Genomic DNA, 16,165 nt, shown 5'->3' with positions numbered 1-16,165 from the left:
CGCAGCTTTCCGAAGGACGACGCCGGGGCCTTGCTGAGCCCCGGCGTCTCACTGTGAGCCGCGGAAACCGGGTCCCTCCACGATCAGCCCGGCCACCAGCGCCCCCGACATCCCGGCGTGCGGGAGGCCGCCGCCGGGGTGGGACCAGCCGCCGACGGTGAACAGGCCCGGTGTCGCGGTGGAGTTGGACGGGTGCAGCCATCTTCCGCCGGCCGCCGCGAGCGCCGGGGCCGGGATCGCGCCCGTCGGCGCACCGGTCGTCCGTGCGATGTCGGCCGGGGTGCGGACCTCGTGCCACAGCAGGCGCTCCCGCAGATCGGGGACGGCACGCTCGGCCGAGGTGATCAACCGCTGCGCGTACCCCTCGATCGCGTCCGGCTCCCGGGCGGGGACCGCGCACGTGACGGTGACCGCCTCGTGGCCGGGGCCTGGCACCAGCGCCGGATCGTCCGGGCGCAGCACGGTGACCGTGGGCCGCGCGACCGTCCTGGGGGAGGAGCCGAACAGGAGGTCCAGCTCGGCGTCGCGGTCCTGCGCGTGCACCACCGTCCGGTGCGCCGCGCCCTCGGGCCGACCGCCGCGCAGCGCCAGCAGCACGGTCAGCCGGCTCGTCGCCCCCCGCTGCGCCGGTACCTCGCCCTCGCTCCGTACGGCCGACCGCCGCGCCCCTCGGTCCAGCATCTCGGGGGCGACCCCGGCGACCACGAAGTCCGCCTCGGCGACCGAGCCGTCCGCCAGTTCCACGCCGGCCGCCCTGCCGTCCTTCTCGACGATCCCGGTGACCTCGGTGCCGAAGACGAACTCGACCTTCCGTGCCAGGCACCGCTCGTACACCGCCCGCGCCAACTCCCGCAGCCCGCCCCGGACGTACCAGGTCCCGAAGGCGTGCTCCATGTACGCCAGGACGGCCGCGCTCGCCGGGACGGTCCGGGGATCCAGGCCGTACGCGAGGGCGTGGCTCTCCAGCAGGGCCGTCAGCCGGGGGTCGCGCAGCTCCCACGCGCCGACCTCCGCGAGGGTGGTGGCGCGGCGGGTGCGCAGGAGCCGCCTGTGGGGCACTGAGGGATACGGCTCGCGCTCGGCGAGGACCGTCCAGTCGGGCCACAGCGGCTCCTCCAGGAGGGGCCGCCGGGTGCGGTCCCAGGCCTCGCGGGCCCGCACCAGGAAGTCGCCCCAGCGGTCGCCGGCGCCCGGGCCGAGCGCGGCGTTCAGGGCGGCGACCACGCCCGCGCGTGAGGCGTTGGGAAGGCGCAGGTCGGTGCCGTCGGCGAAGACGTGCCGGGCCGCCGGGTCCACCTGGACCAGGTCGACGCACTTCTCCAGCGGCTCCTTGCCGGTCTTGACGAACAGGTCGCGGTAGACGGCGGGCAGCGTCAGCAGCCCGGGGCCTGTGTCGAACACGAAGCCGTCGCGCTCGAAGCGGCCCACGGCCCCGCCGTAGGTCTGCGTGCTCTCGCGCACCACCACGTGGTGGCCCGCGACGGCCAGCCGGGCGGCGGCCGCCATGGCGCCGAGTCCGGCGCCGATCACCGCGATTCTTGCCATGCCGGCGACCTTATCGGGCGCCGCGCCCCCGGACTTTCGCGGGAGCGGCCGGGCCCTTCGGCGAGTACGAACGCGGGCGTCATCGTCACCAGTCGGCAACAGCCGGGGCTGGGTCTGAGTACACAGGGCTGAGTACACGTACTCAACGGGTGAGATGAGTACGCGCGCGGATGGGCTCCGACCTGCGCGAAGGAGAAGGTGGAGGCACGGGAAAGGGCGCGGCCGCGGTACCGCCGACACGGGGCGGCGGAACGGCACTCGCGCTCCGACCGCTCCTTCCGTCGACGAGAGCCGGCGGGAGCGAGGCACGGGGGAGTACGGGGAGCACGGGGGATCGGGAAAGCGCCGGTTCGAGGTGGCACGCGGGGGACGCTGCCGGTTCGGGCCGGCGCTTCTCGTCCGTCCCGGCCCGGTCAGCGGTGTCCGCTCACCCGGCCCTGGAGGAGGCGGGACAGCGCCGCGTGGACATCGTCCAGGGAACGGTCCGGCTGGAACGCCTTCCAGTCCAGCGCGGCCACCAGGACCATGCCGACCAGGGCGGACGCCGTCAGGCCGACATCGATCTCGTCGCTCAGCTCGCCCCCCTCGACACCCTCGCGCAGCACTCTCTCGACGACCGCGACGGCCTCCTGCCGGACGACCATCAGCGTGGACTGCCAGGCACGGTTGGTGCGCCACAGTTCGGCCACGTAGAGCTGGGTGAAGGACGGGTAGCGGTCGATGAAGAGGAGGCCGGCCCGGATCATCGCGTCCAGCGAGTCGACCCTGCTGCGGCCCTCCCGCGCGGTCCGCTCGGCGGCCTCGCTCAGGGAGGCGGTGAGGAGTCCCACGCCGTGCCGCAGCAGCTCCTCGAAGAGGACCGACTTGCTCGCGAAGTTGTAGTAGACCGTGCCCTTGGCGACACCGGCGCGCTCGGCGATCTCGTCCACCGTGGTCGCGGAGAACCCCTGCTCCGCGATGAGGGTGACCGCCGCTTCGTAGAGTTTCTGCCGGGTCGCCTCGCGGCGGCCCCCGCCTGCGCCGCCGGGGGCGTTGGTGCTTTCCATGGCCCTGATTGTCACAGGAACCGTGCCGTGCGCGGTCACAGGCTCAACTCCGGATGCAGTCGGTCCAGGGTCCACACCTGCTTGCGGCGGGCGGACAGGGCGGTCAGCGCGAGGGCGCCGGCGGTGAAGGCCACCAGCACCGCGCACGCCTGCCACACCGGGCCGAGGCCACCGCCGGTGATGAGCCTGCGGAGGGCGTCGACGACATGGCTCATCGGCAGGAAGGGGTGGACCGCGTTGAAGAACGCGGGGCTGGTCTGTACGGGGTACGTGCCGCCCGCGGACGTCAATTGCAGCATCAGGAAGGCGAGGACGAGGATCCGGCCCGCCGCCCCGAAGCGCGCGTTGAGCCACTGCACGATCGCCGCGAAGCACGCCGTCACCAGGAACAGGAAGCCCACCGTTCCGGCCGCCCGCGCCATCTCCAGGCCGACCGCCCAGTGCAGCACCGCCATCAGCGCGACCGTCTGCAGCACGCCCAGGGCGGCGACCGGAAGCCAGCCCGCCAGCGCGATGCGCCAGGCCGAGGCACCCGCGGCGAGGGCACGCCGGTTGAGCGGCTGGATCAGCATGTACGCCACCATGGCGCCCACCCACAGGGACAGCGGGATGAAGTAAGGGGCGAACCCGGTGCCGTAGTTGGGCGCCTTGTGCAGGTCCCTGGTGGCCAACCGCACCGGGTCGGCCATCACTTCGGTGCGCTTGTCGCGAGCCTGCTCGTCGTAGTCCGGGATCTGCTCGGCCCCGTCGTGCAGACCGCCCGCCAGCTTCCCCGAACCGTCGGCGAGCTTGTACATGCCGCCCTTGAGGTCGACCGCGCCCGTCTTCAGCGCGCCGACACCCGTGTCCAGGTCCTCCGCGCCGGTCTTGGCGGTGCCGAGACCGGTGTGCAGGGTCTTCGCCCCCTTGGCGACCTTCGTGGCGCCCTTGTCGAGGGCGTTCACCTTGGCGACGGCGTTGTCGAGATCGGTGGAGAGGGTGGGCGCGGCCTTCGCGAGGGCACGGGCCTGCTTCTCCAGGGTCTCCAGGTCCTTGTCGAAGGCCTTCAGGTCACCGTCGTAGTTCTTCACCACGGTGTTCACGTCCTCGGCGAGCACGGCGGCCTTCGCCGCCGCGTCCTTGGCCTTCTTCAGGTCCGCGCAGGCCGCGTCGGGCGGTACCGGTTCCTCGCAGCGTCGCCGGTACACGTCGTCGAGGGTGTCGGAGGCGGTCCGGGTGCCGGTCGCGGCGGCCGGTGCCGTCGTCACGAACGCGTCGAGGTGGTCCCGGATCGTGGCCGCCGAGTCGGCGACCAGGGTGGCGGTGTCGGCGATCGTGTCGCCGTTCTTCGCGAGGAAGGGCCGCACCTGGTCCGCCGCGGCGCCGACCTTGTCGGCGAGCTTCCCGGTGCCGTCCGCCACCTGCTGGGCGCCGTCCTCCAGATCGCCCGCGCCCTTGTCCAGGTCGTCGAGACCGCCGGACAGTTTCCCGCTGCCCTCCTTGGCCGTCCGCAGGCCGTCCGCGAGATCCTTGGAGCCCTTCTCCGCCTTGTCGATGCCGCCCTTGAGGTCGTCGGCGCCGTCGGCCGCCTTCTCGGTCCGTCCGTGGAGGTCCGAGAACGAGATGAAGATCCGGTCCAGGAACGACCGTGACGCCTTCGTCGACGCCGCCGTCCGCACCTCCGAGAACACGGTCCGCGAGATCTGCCCGACGATGTAGTTGTTCGCGTCGTTCGTCCGCACCTGGAGGGCGCCCGTCTCCGGCACGTCCCCGGAACTCGACGCGATCCGCTCGCTGAAGTCCTTCGGCATGGTCAGCGACAGGTAGTACGTGCCGTCCTCGACACCGGCGCGGGCCTCGGCGGCGCCCACCCGGTGCCACTCGAAGGTGTCGCTCTCGCGCAGCCCCTCGGCGATGTCGTCACCCGCCGTCAGCCGCTGCTTGCCGACCGACGCCCCCCTGTCGTCGTTCACCAGGGCCACGGGGATGCGGTCGAGCCGCCCGTACGGGTCCCAGAAGGACCACAGGTACAGGGCGCCGTACAGCAACGGCAGCAGCAGGAGCGAGACGAGCGCGGCGCGCGGCAGCTTCCCCCGGCCGAAGCGCCTCAGCTCAAGAGCGGCGAGTTTCGGCGAGCGCATCGGCGTTCTCCTTGTCGGTGGCTTCGGTGGCTTCGGTGGCTTCGGTGGCTTCGGTGGCTTCGGTGGTGGCGCTGTCGTCGGCTTCGTCGGTGGTGCCGGTGGTGTCGGCGTGGTCGACGCGTTCGGTGCTGTCGCCGTCGTCGCCCATGTCCGCACGCGCGCGTGCGTCGTTCTCCGGCGCCGTGGACACCACGACCGCCCCCTCCGGGGCCTCGCTGCACACCGCCACCACCGTGATGCCGGACTCGGTCAGAGACCTCAACAGAGCCCACACCTGGGCCCGTTCGGCGCCGGAGAGCTTCAGGTCGCTGTCGTCGACGCCGAGCAGCCGGGGCCGGCCGACGAGGGCGAGGGCGACGGACAGCCGAAGGGCCTCCATCCGCTCCAGGTCGCGTACCGCGGTCCGGGAACCCTTGGGCAGGGCCTCGCGATCGAGCCCGGCGGCGGTCAGGGCGGCCTCGATCCGGCCCTTCGCCTCGGCGGCGCGCTCGGTGCGGGACCGCAGCAGCCCGCGCAGGGAGCCGTCGAACCGCCGCTGGAGCAGGGCCCGCTCGCGCAGGTGCTCTCCGACGGTCAGGGCCGGGTCCAGATCGGTCACACCGGGGACGTGGGCGAGGGCGCTGACGCGGCGCACGGCCGCCATCCGCTTCGGCAGCCGTAGGGAGCCGATCGTGGCGTGCCCCTCGCTCGGCTTCATGCGTCCGGTGAGCGCCAGCAGCAGACAGGTCCGGCCCGACCCGGACGGCCCCTCGACCGCGATCAGCGAACCGGCCTCGGCGTCGAACCCGACGCCCCGGAACGCCCACCCGCGCGGCCCCTTCAGCCCGAACCCCTCGGCTCCGACGGCGACGCCCCCGGCCGTTGCCTGCCGGGCGTCGGCCTCCCGCGGCTCTCCCATGCTCCCGAGCCCCTCTGTATTTCTTTGAACTGACTGGTCAGTGCAAAAGCTACTCCGAACTTCTGATCGAAGCAAAAGAGCAGGTCAGAACGGATTGTCAGTGGCATACCGCACGATGGGCACATACGGCACCTCGTGTCAGAGCGTGTCGTCCGAAGACGACAGGAGGTTCGTCATGGCCAGCCACCACGCAGCAGCCGCCAACCGGCGCCGCGCCACCGGCCCTGCCCCCTCACTGACCGGCCCGGCGAGCGACGTGCACCCCGTGCTGCGCCGGGCGACGGCCCCGCCCGCCGCCCTCGACCTGCTCGCCCAGGCCCGCTCCGGACTCGACGAGGCGTCCGCCCACCAGGCGCCCAACGAGCGGTACGCCACCGCCCACCTGGCCGCCCTGCGCACCGCCGCCGCGGTCCTCGCCGCCCGGGGCCGCCCCGAACTCACCCCGAAGCGCCGCGCGAAGATCCGCAGCGCCTGGGAGGTGCTCCCCGAGATAGCACCCGAGCTCGCCGAGTGGAGTGCGCTGTTCGCCTCCGGCGCCGCCCGCAGGGCGCGTGCCGAGGCGGGCATCCAGGGCGCGGCGAGCGCGCGGGACGCCGACGACCTCATACGCGACGTGGCGATGTTCCTGCGCCTGGTCGAACGGATGCTGGTGCTCCAGCCGGTGCTGCCCCAGCCCCGGCGGGACGGCGAGCCGGGGGTCCCGGACGCGGGCTGACCGACCGCCCAGGCGCCGCCCATTAGGGTTGGGGCAGTCGCCACCCTCCGCCGCGGCCCCGGGCCCGGTGGAGACGCAAGCCCATCGCTCCGCCGTACGCCAGGCGGTGCCGCGCCGAGGAGTCAACTGCCGTGTCGGACCCGATGCGCCCCCGCGCCTCCCTCCGTACCGCCGTGGTCTGGGAGGTCCTGCAAGACGCCCTCGACCGCCGGGTGAAGGCCACGGCACGTGAGTCGCTCGACGTCCTGGACACCGGGGGCGGCAGCGGCAACTTCGCGGTGCCCGTGGCCCGCCTCGGTCACCGGGTCACCGTCGTCGACCCCAGCCCGAACGCGCTGTTCGCGCTGGAGCGCCGGGCCGCCGAGGCCGGCGTCGCCGACCGTGTGCGCGGCGTCCAGGGCGACGCCCACGGCCTCTTCGACGTCGTCGAGCGCGGCGGGTACGACGCCGTCCTCTGCCACGGCGTCCTGGAGTACGTGGACGACCCCGCCGAGGGCATCGGCAACGCGGTCGCCGCGCTGCGCCCCGAGGGTGTGCTCAGCCTGCTCGCCGCGGGCCTCGGCGGCGCGGTCCTCGCGCGGGCCCTCGCCGGGCACTTCAAGGAGGCCCGGCAGGCGCTCGACGACCCGAACGGACGCTGGGGCGAAGGTGATCCGGTTCCCCACCGCTTCACCGCCGAGCAGCTCACCGCGCTCGTCGAGGGCGCGGGCCTGGAGGTCGCCGCCGTGCACGGCGTGCGGGTCTTCGCCGACCTCGTCCCCGGGGTCCTCGTCGACACCGAGCCGGGCGCCCTGGACGCCCTGCTCAAGCTGGAGGCCGCGGTCGCCGAGCAGCCCGCCTTCCACTCCGTGGCGACCCAACTTCATGTGCTGGGCGAGACGCGAGGGGCCGCCGGGTCCTGATCCGGCCCCCGGGACGAATGGGGTGACCCCCTGATCAGGGGCTCGGCGGCGGATGGAGTACGCCACAGGCCCCCCGATACGGCGCTCGGAGCCGTATGATCGAGGGAGACCGTACCGGCATGACGGGCCGTCCGCTGGGGAATTCACACCTCAGCGAGTCGGGGTGCCATGGCGGTCCCGGTTGGCGAATTGGCGTAGAGGGGCGGGTTTCAAGGGGGCGAATCCCTGCCTATCCTGAAGAGGACCCCCCGGGTCGCCCCGGCGACCGCACGATGAGGAGGACTCCGTGCCGCTCTCAGAGCACGAGCAGCGCATGCTCGAGCAGATGGAGCGAGCGCTGTACGCCGAAGATCCCAAGTTCGCGTCAGCGCTCCAGGGAAGCGGGCTGCGTACGTACACCCGGCGGCGGGTCTACCAGGCGGTCGCGGGCTTTCTGGTGGGTATCGCGCTCCTCATGGCCGGAATGGTCGCACAGCAGATCTGGGTCAGCGTGGTGGGGTTCCTCGTCATGCTGGGCTGCGCCGTGCTCGCCGTCACCGGTTGGCGCAAGGCCCCCAAGCCGGGTGAGCAGCCCGTCGGTGCCGCAGGCTCCGCCGGCGCGCGTCGTCAGGCCCGACAGCGCCGCTCCATGATGGACCGAATCGAACAGCGCTGGCAGCGTCGTCGGGACGAGCAGGGCGGCCACTGAACCCGCCGGATCGCCGATCCGACAGTCACAACTGAACCGCTGCACTGAAAACGGACGAAGGGTGACCACCCGAGGGGCGGTCACCCTTCGCGTACGCCCAAAACCCGAAACCCCGCACCCGAAACCTGAAATCGAACAGCTGCCCCTTCTCCAGTGGCGGCTGCTTCGGCGTGCCCGGAGCGGCAGCCGGGGTGATGCCGGCCGCGGCCCAGCCCCGGCCGCCGCCCAGCCCCAGCCCGCCGTCCCAGCACCCAGCCCCACCCCCAGCTCCAGACGGTCAGCCCGTGCGCAGTACGGACGGACGCCTCGGACCCGCGCCCTCGGGCCCACACACGTCTGCCCCCGCCCGGCGAACCCGGGAGGGGGCAGACATGCGCGGAGCCGCCGGCAGCAGCCGACCGCCGGCCGCTAGCCGGGCCGGCCGGCCGAGGGGCGTCTCCAGGGCGGGCGTGGCGTCGGGACGCGGGACAGCAGCTCCTCCAGGGCGTTCGTCCAGCGGGCGGAGACGGACCAGACCACCCGAACGGTCGAACGCGGCAGCAGCAGTGCCCGCAGCTTCGTCCCGCGGTCGGCGTGCTTGCGAAGGCCGGTTCCGACCTGGTGCGCGTCCCGGGCCAGACCCGCCGGGACCTGCGGACGCGGGGCGAAGAGGACCTGCTCCACCGCAGCCGCCACCCGGTGCACCGCGTCCGCGGCCGACGGTTCGAGCTCCCCGATCCGCACGATCCGCGCGGCGGCCTTGCGAGGCGTCAGCGACTCGTCCGGCGTGATCCCGTAGTCCCAGGCCGTGTCGGTCACCTCCTGCCAGGCGGCCAGCGCATGGGCCGCGGCGGCCTCCGAACGGCCGAACCCGCCGGCTCTGCTGCCCGCCGGGGCCGGAGACCCCGGTCCGCCCGCCTCCTCGGTCACGTCCCGGGCGACGGCGGGCCCACGGTCACCCTTCGGCACCGCGCCGTCATGCGCGCCCAGCCGCACGGACCGGACCCGCAGCCGCCACAGCATCGGCAGCAACGGGATCGCCAGCAGCAGGAGGGCGCCCGGCACGATCAACAGGGTCCAGGGCGAGAAGAACAGCAGACCCCACAGCGAACGCTCCTCGTCGTCCGCATCCGCCACGGCCGCCGCGGACTCGCTCGCGCAGGCCCCCAGCTTCACCTCCTGCGGGGTGCAGCTCTCGCTCGCCGACGGCACGGCCGACGGCGCCGTGGACGCCGACTGCGAGGGCCGGGGCACGTCGGGCAGACCGCCGGTGCCGGAGTCCTCCGGCACCGTGTACGGCGGAGTCGAGCCCCGGTTGGGGGTCGGCTCGAAGCGGGTCCAGCCCACACCCTCGAAGTACAGCTCCGGCCAGGCGTGCGCGTCGCGCAGGCCCACCGACATCGTGCCGTTTGTCTGCGGGGTGCCGGGCGTGAAGCCCACGGCCACCCGGGCCGGTATGCCCAGCGTGCGGGCCATCGACGCCATCGCGAAGGAGAAGTGGACGCAGAAGCCCTCCTTGTCCTGGAGGAACCGGGCGATCGCGCGCGCCCCCGTCCCGGAACGCACCTCGGTGTCGTACGTGAACTCGCCGCTGAACGCGAACCAGTCCTGCAGCTTCACCGCGCGCTCGTAGTCGTTCGTCGCGCCCTTGGTGACGTCCAGCGCGGTCTTCGCCACCACCGGCGGCAGCGAGGCCGGCACCTTGGTGTACTCCCGCCGCAGGGACGGCGGCGGCTCCGGCGCCGAGGCCAGCTGCTCCGCCGTGGGCTGCACGATCAGGCTCTCGACCTTGTACTGCGCGCCCTTGGTGTTCTGGCCGTGGTCACCGACGAGCGTGCGTCCCACGGGCTCGTACCGCCAGTCGCCGTCGATGTCGACGCCGGTGACCGGGTACGGCATCGGCAGCCAGTTCTGCTCGTAGTCCTGCGCCGCGACGATCCGGGTCTCGATCGAGGTCCGCTTCACGTCGGAGGCGAGGCCGATGGGGGTGCCGAACTCCTCCGGAACGCCGGTGATGGAGCGCTCGGTCGGCGTCCAGGAGGTGCCGTCGAACCTGTCCAGGGAGACGATCCGCAGATACATCTCCTGCATGTTGTCCGTGTTGGTGCGGTAGGACAGGACCTGGCGGTCCTCGTCCACGTTCAGGCTGCCGCTCAACGCCACCACGGGGTTCACCGCGGAGATCGTGCCGCCGCCGGAGCCCCCGCCGATGCCGGTGCCCGTGCCGCTCAGCAGTCCCCCGTCGAGGGAGGGCAGTCCGAGGGGCACCACCAGAGCGATGCCCAGCGCGACCGCGCCGATGCGCCGACCGGTGCGGACCGGGGCCACCGCGCCGCCCGCGGACTCCGCGCGCGAACCGTGGGGCGCGCCGCCGAAGACCCGGCCCCACTGCGAGAGCCGGTCGCGGCTCTCGGTCAGGAGCAGCAGCAGATAGCCGGCGGAGGCCAGCAGGAACCACAGCCACGCGGCGCCGTCGGAGAGCCCCGCCGCGACCGAGTACAGCGCGAGCAGCGGCAGGCCGGCCGGGGCCGCGCTGCGGAACGTCACCGCGAGCGCGTCGACCATGAGGCCTATCACCAGCACACCGCCGATGATCATCAGCTGGATGCCGTCGCTCAGCGGGGCCGGGATGGCATACCGTCCGACGTCGTCGGCGCCGGCCCGCAGCAGCTCCGCGAACTGCTGGAAAGCCTCCGGACCGGGGACGATCCCGGCCACCGCCTGCTCCCGGGCGAAGACCAGCGTCAGCATCATCAGCGCGACCAGCGCCTGCGCGGCCACGGTCAGCGGCCGGGCCAGCGGGACCCGCCGGGTGAGCGCTCCCACGCCGGTCAGCACACCCAGCATCAGGGCGGCCTGGAAGATCCAGGTCGCCGGGTCGACCAGGGGCAACAGGGCGCACGCCGCCATGACCGTCGCGGCCCAGGCGCACAGCGCCAGTCTCGCCCGCCCGCTCATGACCGTCCCTCCGTGCCGCTCCCGGACATCACACCGAGACGCTGTCGGTCCGCCTGCCGCCACAGGTCCGCCAGCGAGGCGCCGCGCGGGACGGTCAGTGCCGTCCAGCCCGCCTCGTGCAGCAGCCGCAGCGACTCCTCGCTCGCGCTCCCGGCACCGGGCACCTCGCCCGTCTCGGTCGTCCACGCCTCGCTGTCCAGCAGGAAGGCGACCGCCCCGCCGCCGCGCTGGCGCATCTTGCCGATCACCGTCGCCTGTTCCTCGTCGAGGTCGCCGAGGAAGGCGATCAGCAGCCCTTCGTTGCCGCCGCGCAGCACGTCGTACGCGGGCGAGAGGCCCGATCCGTCGGAGTGGTCGATCACCGCGAGGGTGTCCATCATCAGTCCCGCCGCATCGGCCGACTCCTGGCTGGCACCCGCGAACCCGTCCGCGCCCTCGCCGGGCACCGAACTGCCGGTGTCCGTCAACAGCCGTACGGAGAAGCCCCGTTCGAGCATGTGGACCAGCATGGAGGCGGCGCCGGAGACGGCCCACTCGAAGGCAGAGTCCGGGCCCGCGCCGAGGAACGCCTCGGCCCGGGTGTCCAGCAGCACCGTGCAGCGGGCGCGCTGCGGTTGCTCCTCGCGGCGCACCATCAGCTCCCCGTAGCGCGCGGTCGAACGCCAGTGCACCCGGCGCAGGTCGTCGCCGTGCCGGTAGCCACGCGGGATCACGTCGTCCTCGCCGGCCAGCGCCAGTGAGCGCTGCCGGCCGTCGCCGTACCCCTTCGCCTCCCCGCCCAGCCGCACCGGCGACAGCGCCTCCACGCGCGGGACGACGGTCAGGGTGTCGTACGTGGAGAAGGAGCGGGTCAGCTCGCACATGCCGAACGGGTCGGTCAGGCGCAGCTGGAGCGGACCCAGCGGATAGCGGCCGCGCAGATCGGAACGGACGCGGTACGACACCTCGCGGCGGCCGCCCGCCTCCACCCGGTCCAGCACGAACCTCGGGCGCGGACCGAGCACGTAGGGCACCCGGTCCTGCAGCATCAGCAGCCCGGTGGGCAGCCGCGAGACGTTGTCCATCCGCAGATGGACGCGGGCCTCGCCGCCGGCCGGCACCCGCGCGGGGGAGAGCCGGCGGCTGCCCGCGACCCGGTAACGGGTGCGGTACAGCACGGTCGTGCAGACCAGCGGCAGCACGGCCAGCAGCAGGCCCACCCGCAGCAGATCGCTCTGCCCGAGGACGTACGCGCAGATCGCGGCCGCGATGCCGGCGGCCAGGAACGAGCGCCCGCGCGTGGTGAGGCCGGCGAGGGCCGTGCGCAGCCCGCCCTTGTCCTGCTCCGGGGTGGGCGCCGGCCCGGGGGTGGTCATCCAAGCCTCCGCGGCGGCTGCTGCGGGTACGCGGGCGTGGCGTGGACCGAGCCGAAGGCGCTCTGCGCCTGGGGCGCCTGCGGCACCGGCGTGCGCTGCAGGATCTCCTGCACGACCTGCTCCGGCGTCCGGCGGTTGAGCTGGGCCTGCGCGGTCGGCAGCAGCCGGTGGGCGAGGATGGCCACGGCCAGCGACTGGATGTCGTCCGGCAGGGCGTAGTCCCGGCCGTTCAGGGCGGCGGTCGCCCTCGCCGCGCGCAGCAGATGCAGCGTGGCGCGCGGCGAGGCGCCGAGTCTGAGATCCGGGTGGCTACGGGTGGCGCCGACCAGATCCACCGCGTACCGCCGGACCGTTTCCGCGACGTGCACGCCCCGGACCGCCTCGATCAGCTTCACGATCTCGTGCGCGTGCGCCACCGGCTGCATGTCCTCCAGCGGCGAGACGCCGCCGTGGACGTCGAGCATCCGCAGCTCGGCCTCCGGGCTGGGGTAGCCGACGGAGACGCGGGCCATGAAGCGGTCGCGCTGGGCCTCCGGCAGCGGGTAGGTGCCCTCCATCTCCACGGGGTTCTGCGTGGCCACCACCATGAAGGGGCTGGGCAGCTCGTACGTCGTGCCGTCGATCGTGACCTGGCGCTCCTCCAGCGACTCCAGCAGCGCGGACTGCGTCTTCGGCGAGGCGCGGTTGATCTCGTCGCCGATCACGATCTGCGAGAAGATCGCGCCCGGCTTGAACTCGAACTCCTTGCGCTGCTGATCCCAGATGGACACACCCGTGATGTCCGACGGCAGCAGGTCCGGCGTGAACTGGATACGCCGCACAGAGCAGTCGATGGACCGCGCCAGTGCCTTGGCCAGCATGGTCTTGCCGACGCCGGGCACATCCTCGATCAGAAGATGCCCCTCGGCGAGCAGCACTGTCAGCGAAAGCCGTACGACCTCAGGCTTGCCCTCGATCACTCCTTCGACCGAACTGCGGACTCGCTCCACAGTGCTGGTCAGATCAGTGAGGCTCGCTCGATCGTCATAGGTCGTCACCCGGCCCTCCTCGGCCCGTTCTTTCTCCGGGCCGTCGCTCTGCGATGCGGACCGGCCCACCCCGAAACACGGACACCACGCGGAAACTGCTCAGCGTGACGTCACATCCGCATTCTTGCTGCCGTTACCAATCCGTGTCACTCGCCTGTGGATAACGGTCTGCGATATGTCGGATTTGTAGTCTTTTGTAGGTCGTGATGCCAGCAGATTGACAGGAAACCGGGGCTGCGCGCGACCTCCCTCGGGCGGTAGGAGAGGGGTCGCGCGCGGCCCGGTTCGACGGGATCAGGCGGGGTCGACCTCCCGCAGCAGGCCCGTCGTCACGTCGAAGACGAAGCCGCGCACGTCGTCGGAGTGCAGCAGGAACGGGTTGGTGCGCACCCGCTGCATGGACTGCCGTACGTCCTGGTCCACGTCCCGGAAGGACTCCACCGCCCAGGCCGGCCGCTGTCCGACCTCCGTCTCCAGCTCGTTGCGGAAGTCCTCGGTGAGGGACTCCAGTCCGCAGCCGGTGTGATGGATGAGGACCACGCTGCGGGTGCCGAGCTTGCGCTGGCTGATGGTGAGCGAGCGGATCACGTCGTCGGTGACCACGCCGCCCGCGTTGCGGATGGTGTGACAGTCGCCGAGCTCCAGGCCGAGCGCGTCGTGCAGGTCGAGGCGGGCGTCCATACAGGCCACCACCGCGACGCGCAGGACGGGGCGGGCGTCCATCCCGGGGTCGGTGAACGCGGCGGCGTACCGCTGGTTCGCCTCGACGAGACGGTCGGTGACGGTGCCGTCGGATATGGCGCCTTCGGGGCCGGTGGGAATTGCTGCGGAGGTCGTCATAACCATGACGGTACTGGTCACGACCGCCGGAGGCGCTCTGTGAGAGAGGACAAAGAACGTCATCGAGGCTTGTTGTGAGGTAACCCACAGGAGTGGCCGGATCTCGACCGTACAGGTGATTTCTCCGGCATCGCCGGTTCACCCGCAGGAGGCGCCGCGACGCGCAGGCCGGTTGATTGACCGCGATATGCCGTGGACTAGAGTGACGCGGAGCGGGAGGCGAGGCCCCCTGCTGGACTCGAATCCCCAGGAGAACCGGCGACAGCCCGGCGTCTCCCCGCGTGCGCGGCGCGTACGTGCGGCTCGCGCCGGACCTGAGAGGGCCCCTTGAGCAACAGCCGCCACGTCCCCGTCATGCTCCGGCGCTGCCTGGACATGCTGGCCCCGGCCCTCACGGAGCCCGGCGCGGTGGTGGTCGACTGCACGCTCGGCCTCGGCGGCCACAGCGAGGCGCTCCTCGCCCGGTTCCCCGAGGCGCGGCTCGTCGCCCTCGACCGCGACAAGGAGGCCCTGCGCCTCTCCGGTGAACGGCTCGCCCCCTTCGGCGAGCGCGCCACCCTCGTGCACGCCGTCTACGACGAACTCCCCGACGTGCTGGACCGCCTGGGCCTGCCGCGCGTCCAGGGCGTCCTGTTCGACCTCGGCGTCTCCTCCATGCAGCTCGACGAGGCCGACCGGGGCTTCGCCTACGCCCAGGACGCCCCCCTCGACATGCGGATGGACCAGACGACCGGCATCGGCGCGGCCGAGGTCCTCAACACCTACCCGGCGGGCGAGCTCGTCCGGATCCTCCGGGCGTACGGCGAGGAGAAGCAGGCCAAGCGGATCGTCTCCGCGATCGTGCGCGAGCGCGACAAGGAGCCCTTCACCAACAGCGCCCGCCTCGTCGAACTGATCCGCGACTCCCTGCCGCAGGCGGCCAAGCGCACCGGCGGCAACCCCGCCAAGCGCACCTTCCAGGCCCTGCGCATCGAGGTCAACGGCGAACTGACCGTCCTGGAGCGGGCGATCCCCGCCGCCGTGCGGGCCCTCGCCGTCGGCGGCCGGATCGCCGTGCTGTCCTACCACTCGCTGGAGGACCGCCTCGTCAAGCAGGTGCTCGCCGCCGGCGCGGCCATCACCGCGCCCCCCGGACTGCCCGTGGTCCCCGAGCGCTACCAGCCGAGGCTCAAGCTCCTCACCCGTGGTGCCGAACTTCCCACCGAGGAAGAGGTCGCCGAGAACCGGCGCGCCGCCCCCGCACGTCTGCGCGGGGCGGAACGCGTGCGGGAAGACGTTGAGTGAGGCGCGTGAGCCGCATGAGGCCTACGAGGCGGCCGTACACGGTGCGTGAAGGGTGACGGTGAGTGAGTCCGAGAAGCGAACTCGCGGGGACGGTGAGTGAGTCCGGAAGCCGAACGCACAGGGAGGACGCGTGAGCAGGAAACCCGAACTGAGAGGCCGGGCCGCCCGTCTCGCGCGGCTCCTGCCCGTGCGGCCCAAAGGCGCCGCACGCACCCCGTTCGTCCTCCTCGTCGTCCTGCTGCTGGGCGGCGGCCTCATCGGACTCCTCGTGCTGAACTCCGCCCTCAGTGAAGGGTCGTTCAAGCTCGACGACCTCCAGGACGACGTCAAGAGCTACACCGACGAGGAACAGGCGCTCCAGCGCGACGTGGACGCCTACTCCGCGCCCGACGCCCTCCAGCGCCGCGCCCGCGAACTGGGCATGGTCCCCGGCGGAGACCCGGCCTTCCTGAACCCCGACGGCACGGTCATGGGCGTACCGAGCGCGGCCCAGCAGTCCGTGGCCCGTATGCCGCTCGTCCTCGCGCCCGAGATCCTGGACCCCGGCCCGCCCGCGAGCCCGGTCCCCCCTCCCAGCACCACCCCGAGCCCCACGCCCCCGGCCTCCGCGACGCCGTCGCGGCAGCCCGCGTGGACCCCGGCGCCCGTGGACACCCCCACCCCGGCCCCCACGCCCACCAGCGCGTCCCCACAGTCCATCCAGCTCCCGACGAACCCCGGCAGGTGACGGAAGTGGCCGATTCAGGCAGGCAGCCCCCCCGCCGCCGCGTACCCGGACCCGCCCGGCCTGCGCACCCGGGCGGCCGG

The 16,165-nt window shown here is 72.7% G+C and carries 13 protein-coding genes; 5 read left to right on the top strand and 8 right to left on the bottom strand.

What is annotated here, in order from left to right; genetic code table 11:
* Positions 1–48 precede the first annotated feature (48 nt).
* The 4 genes from STRBO_RS0129695 to STRBO_RS0129680 form a co-directional block, all read right to left on the bottom strand.
* Positions 49–1,545 carry a phytoene desaturase family protein gene (locus STRBO_RS0129695; protein WP_005478251.1) on the bottom strand — a complete coding sequence of 499 codons (1,497 nt, stop codon included), beginning with the start codon at positions 1,543–1,545 and terminating at the stop codon, positions 49–51.
* 413 nt (positions 1,546–1,958) lie between these two features.
* The gene (locus tag STRBO_RS0129690; protein WP_005478250.1) at positions 1,959–2,591 is read right to left on the bottom strand and encodes a TetR/AcrR family transcriptional regulator; all 633 of its coding nucleotides are present in this window, start codon (positions 2,589–2,591) and stop codon (positions 1,959–1,961) included.
* A 35-nt stretch (positions 2,592–2,626) separates the two neighbouring features.
* On the bottom strand, positions 2,627–4,711 hold the full coding sequence (locus STRBO_RS0129685; RefSeq protein WP_005478249.1) for a YhgE/Pip domain-containing protein: 2,085 nt from the start codon (positions 4,709–4,711) through the stop codon (positions 2,627–2,629).
* Positions 4,683–5,609 (bottom strand): ATP-binding cassette domain-containing protein, encoded by a 927-nt coding sequence (locus STRBO_RS0129680; protein ID WP_005478248.1) that lies wholly within the window; start codon positions 5,607–5,609, stop codon positions 4,683–4,685. Before STRBO_RS0129680 ends, STRBO_RS0129685 begins: the two co-directional genes overlap by 29 nt.
* A 175-nt stretch (positions 5,610–5,784) precedes the next feature.
* Here STRBO_RS0129680 and STRBO_RS0129675 point away from each other — a divergent pair, with 175 nt between their 5' ends.
* From STRBO_RS0129675 to STRBO_RS0129665, 3 genes are all read left to right on the top strand, one after another.
* Positions 5,785–6,324 carry an SAV_6107 family HEPN domain-containing protein gene (locus STRBO_RS0129675; RefSeq protein WP_020115262.1) on the top strand — a complete coding sequence of 180 codons (540 nt, stop codon included), beginning with the start codon at positions 5,785–5,787 and terminating at the stop codon, positions 6,322–6,324.
* Between the two features lie 131 nt (positions 6,325–6,455).
* Positions 6,456–7,226 carry a methyltransferase gene (locus STRBO_RS0129670; protein ID WP_005478245.1) on the top strand — a complete coding sequence of 257 codons (771 nt, stop codon included), beginning with the start codon at positions 6,456–6,458 and terminating at the stop codon, positions 7,224–7,226.
* A gap of 286 nt (positions 7,227–7,512) precedes the next feature.
* A complete protein-coding gene (locus STRBO_RS0129665; protein ID WP_005478243.1) occupies positions 7,513–7,914 on the top strand; it encodes a DUF3040 domain-containing protein in 402 nt (133 codons plus the stop codon).
* Positions 7,915–8,322: 408 nt separating this feature from the next.
* Here the strand turns inward: STRBO_RS0129665 and STRBO_RS0129660 are convergent, their stop codons facing one another.
* The 4 genes from STRBO_RS0129660 to STRBO_RS0129645 all read right to left on the bottom strand — a co-directional run bounded on the left by STRBO_RS0129660 (position 8,323) and on the right by STRBO_RS0129645 (position 14,074).
* The gene (locus STRBO_RS0129660) at positions 8,323–10,851 is read right to left on the bottom strand and encodes a transglutaminase TgpA family protein (RefSeq protein ID WP_005478240.1); all 2,529 of its coding nucleotides are present in this window, start codon (positions 10,849–10,851) and stop codon (positions 8,323–8,325) included.
* Positions 10,848–12,206, bottom strand: coding sequence for a DUF58 domain-containing protein (locus STRBO_RS0129655; RefSeq protein WP_005478239.1), 1,359 nt, complete (start codon positions 12,204–12,206; stop codon positions 10,848–10,850). Before STRBO_RS0129655 ends, STRBO_RS0129660 begins: the two co-directional genes overlap by 4 nt.
* The gene (locus STRBO_RS0129650) at positions 12,203–13,243 is read right to left on the bottom strand and encodes an AAA family ATPase (protein WP_028796913.1); all 1,041 of its coding nucleotides are present in this window, start codon (positions 13,241–13,243) and stop codon (positions 12,203–12,205) included. The genes STRBO_RS0129655 and STRBO_RS0129650 overlap by 4 nt, the downstream gene beginning before the upstream one ends.
* A gap of 285 nt (positions 13,244–13,528) precedes the next feature.
* The gene (locus tag STRBO_RS0129645; RefSeq protein WP_005478235.1) at positions 13,529–14,074 is read right to left on the bottom strand and encodes a beta-class carbonic anhydrase; all 546 of its coding nucleotides are present in this window, start codon (positions 14,072–14,074) and stop codon (positions 13,529–13,531) included.
* Between the two features lie 327 nt (positions 14,075–14,401).
* Between STRBO_RS0129645 and rsmH the strand changes: the two genes are divergently transcribed.
* Together rsmH and ftsL are read left to right on the top strand one after the other, a co-directional pair.
* The gene (gene rsmH, locus STRBO_RS0129640) at positions 14,402–15,358 is read left to right on the top strand and encodes a 16S rRNA (cytosine(1402)-N(4))-methyltransferase RsmH (protein ID WP_020115260.1); all 957 of its coding nucleotides are present in this window, start codon (positions 14,402–14,404) and stop codon (positions 15,356–15,358) included.
* A gap of 130 nt (positions 15,359–15,488) precedes the next feature.
* The gene (ftsL, locus tag STRBO_RS0129635) at positions 15,489–16,085 is read left to right on the top strand and encodes a cell division protein FtsL (RefSeq protein WP_020115259.1); all 597 of its coding nucleotides are present in this window, start codon (positions 15,489–15,491) and stop codon (positions 16,083–16,085) included.
* Positions 16,086–16,165 lie beyond the last annotated feature (80 nt).

The organism is Streptomyces bottropensis ATCC 25435 (assembly GCF_000383595.1).
Classification (GTDB): Bacteria; Actinomycetota; Actinomycetes; order Streptomycetales; family Streptomycetaceae; genus Streptomyces; species Streptomyces bottropensis.
The sequence above is the reverse complement of the archived record's forward strand: the minus strand, read 5'-3'. Positions and strand labels throughout refer to the sequence as shown.

Excerpts from the sequence above, each read along its gene's own strand:
- STRBO_RS0129695 (WP_005478251.1), bottom strand. The coding sequence starts at position 1,545 with ATGGCAAGAATCGCGGTGATCGGCGCCGGACTCGGCGCCATGGCGGCC.
- STRBO_RS0129690 (WP_005478250.1), bottom strand. The coding sequence starts at position 2,591 with ATGGAAAGCACCAACGCCCCCGGCGGCGCAGGCGGGGGCCGCCGCGAG.
- STRBO_RS0129685 (WP_005478249.1), bottom strand. The coding sequence starts at position 4,711 with ATGCGCTCGCCGAAACTCGCCGCTCTTGAGCTGAGGCGCTTCGGCCGG.
- STRBO_RS0129680 (WP_005478248.1), bottom strand. The coding sequence starts at position 5,609 with ATGGGAGAGCCGCGGGAGGCCGACGCCCGGCAGGCAACGGCCGGGGGC.
- STRBO_RS0129675 (WP_020115262.1), top strand. The coding sequence starts at position 5,785 with ATGGCCAGCCACCACGCAGCAGCCGCCAACCGGCGCCGCGCCACCGGC.
- STRBO_RS0129660 (WP_005478240.1), bottom strand. The coding sequence starts at position 10,851 with ATGAGCGGGCGGGCGAGACTGGCGCTGTGCGCCTGGGCCGCGACGGTC.
- STRBO_RS0129655 (WP_005478239.1), bottom strand. The coding sequence starts at position 12,206 with ATGACCACCCCCGGGCCGGCGCCCACCCCGGAGCAGGACAAGGGCGGG.
- STRBO_RS0129645 (WP_005478235.1), bottom strand. The coding sequence starts at position 14,074 with ATGACGACCTCCGCAGCAATTCCCACCGGCCCCGAAGGCGCCATATCC.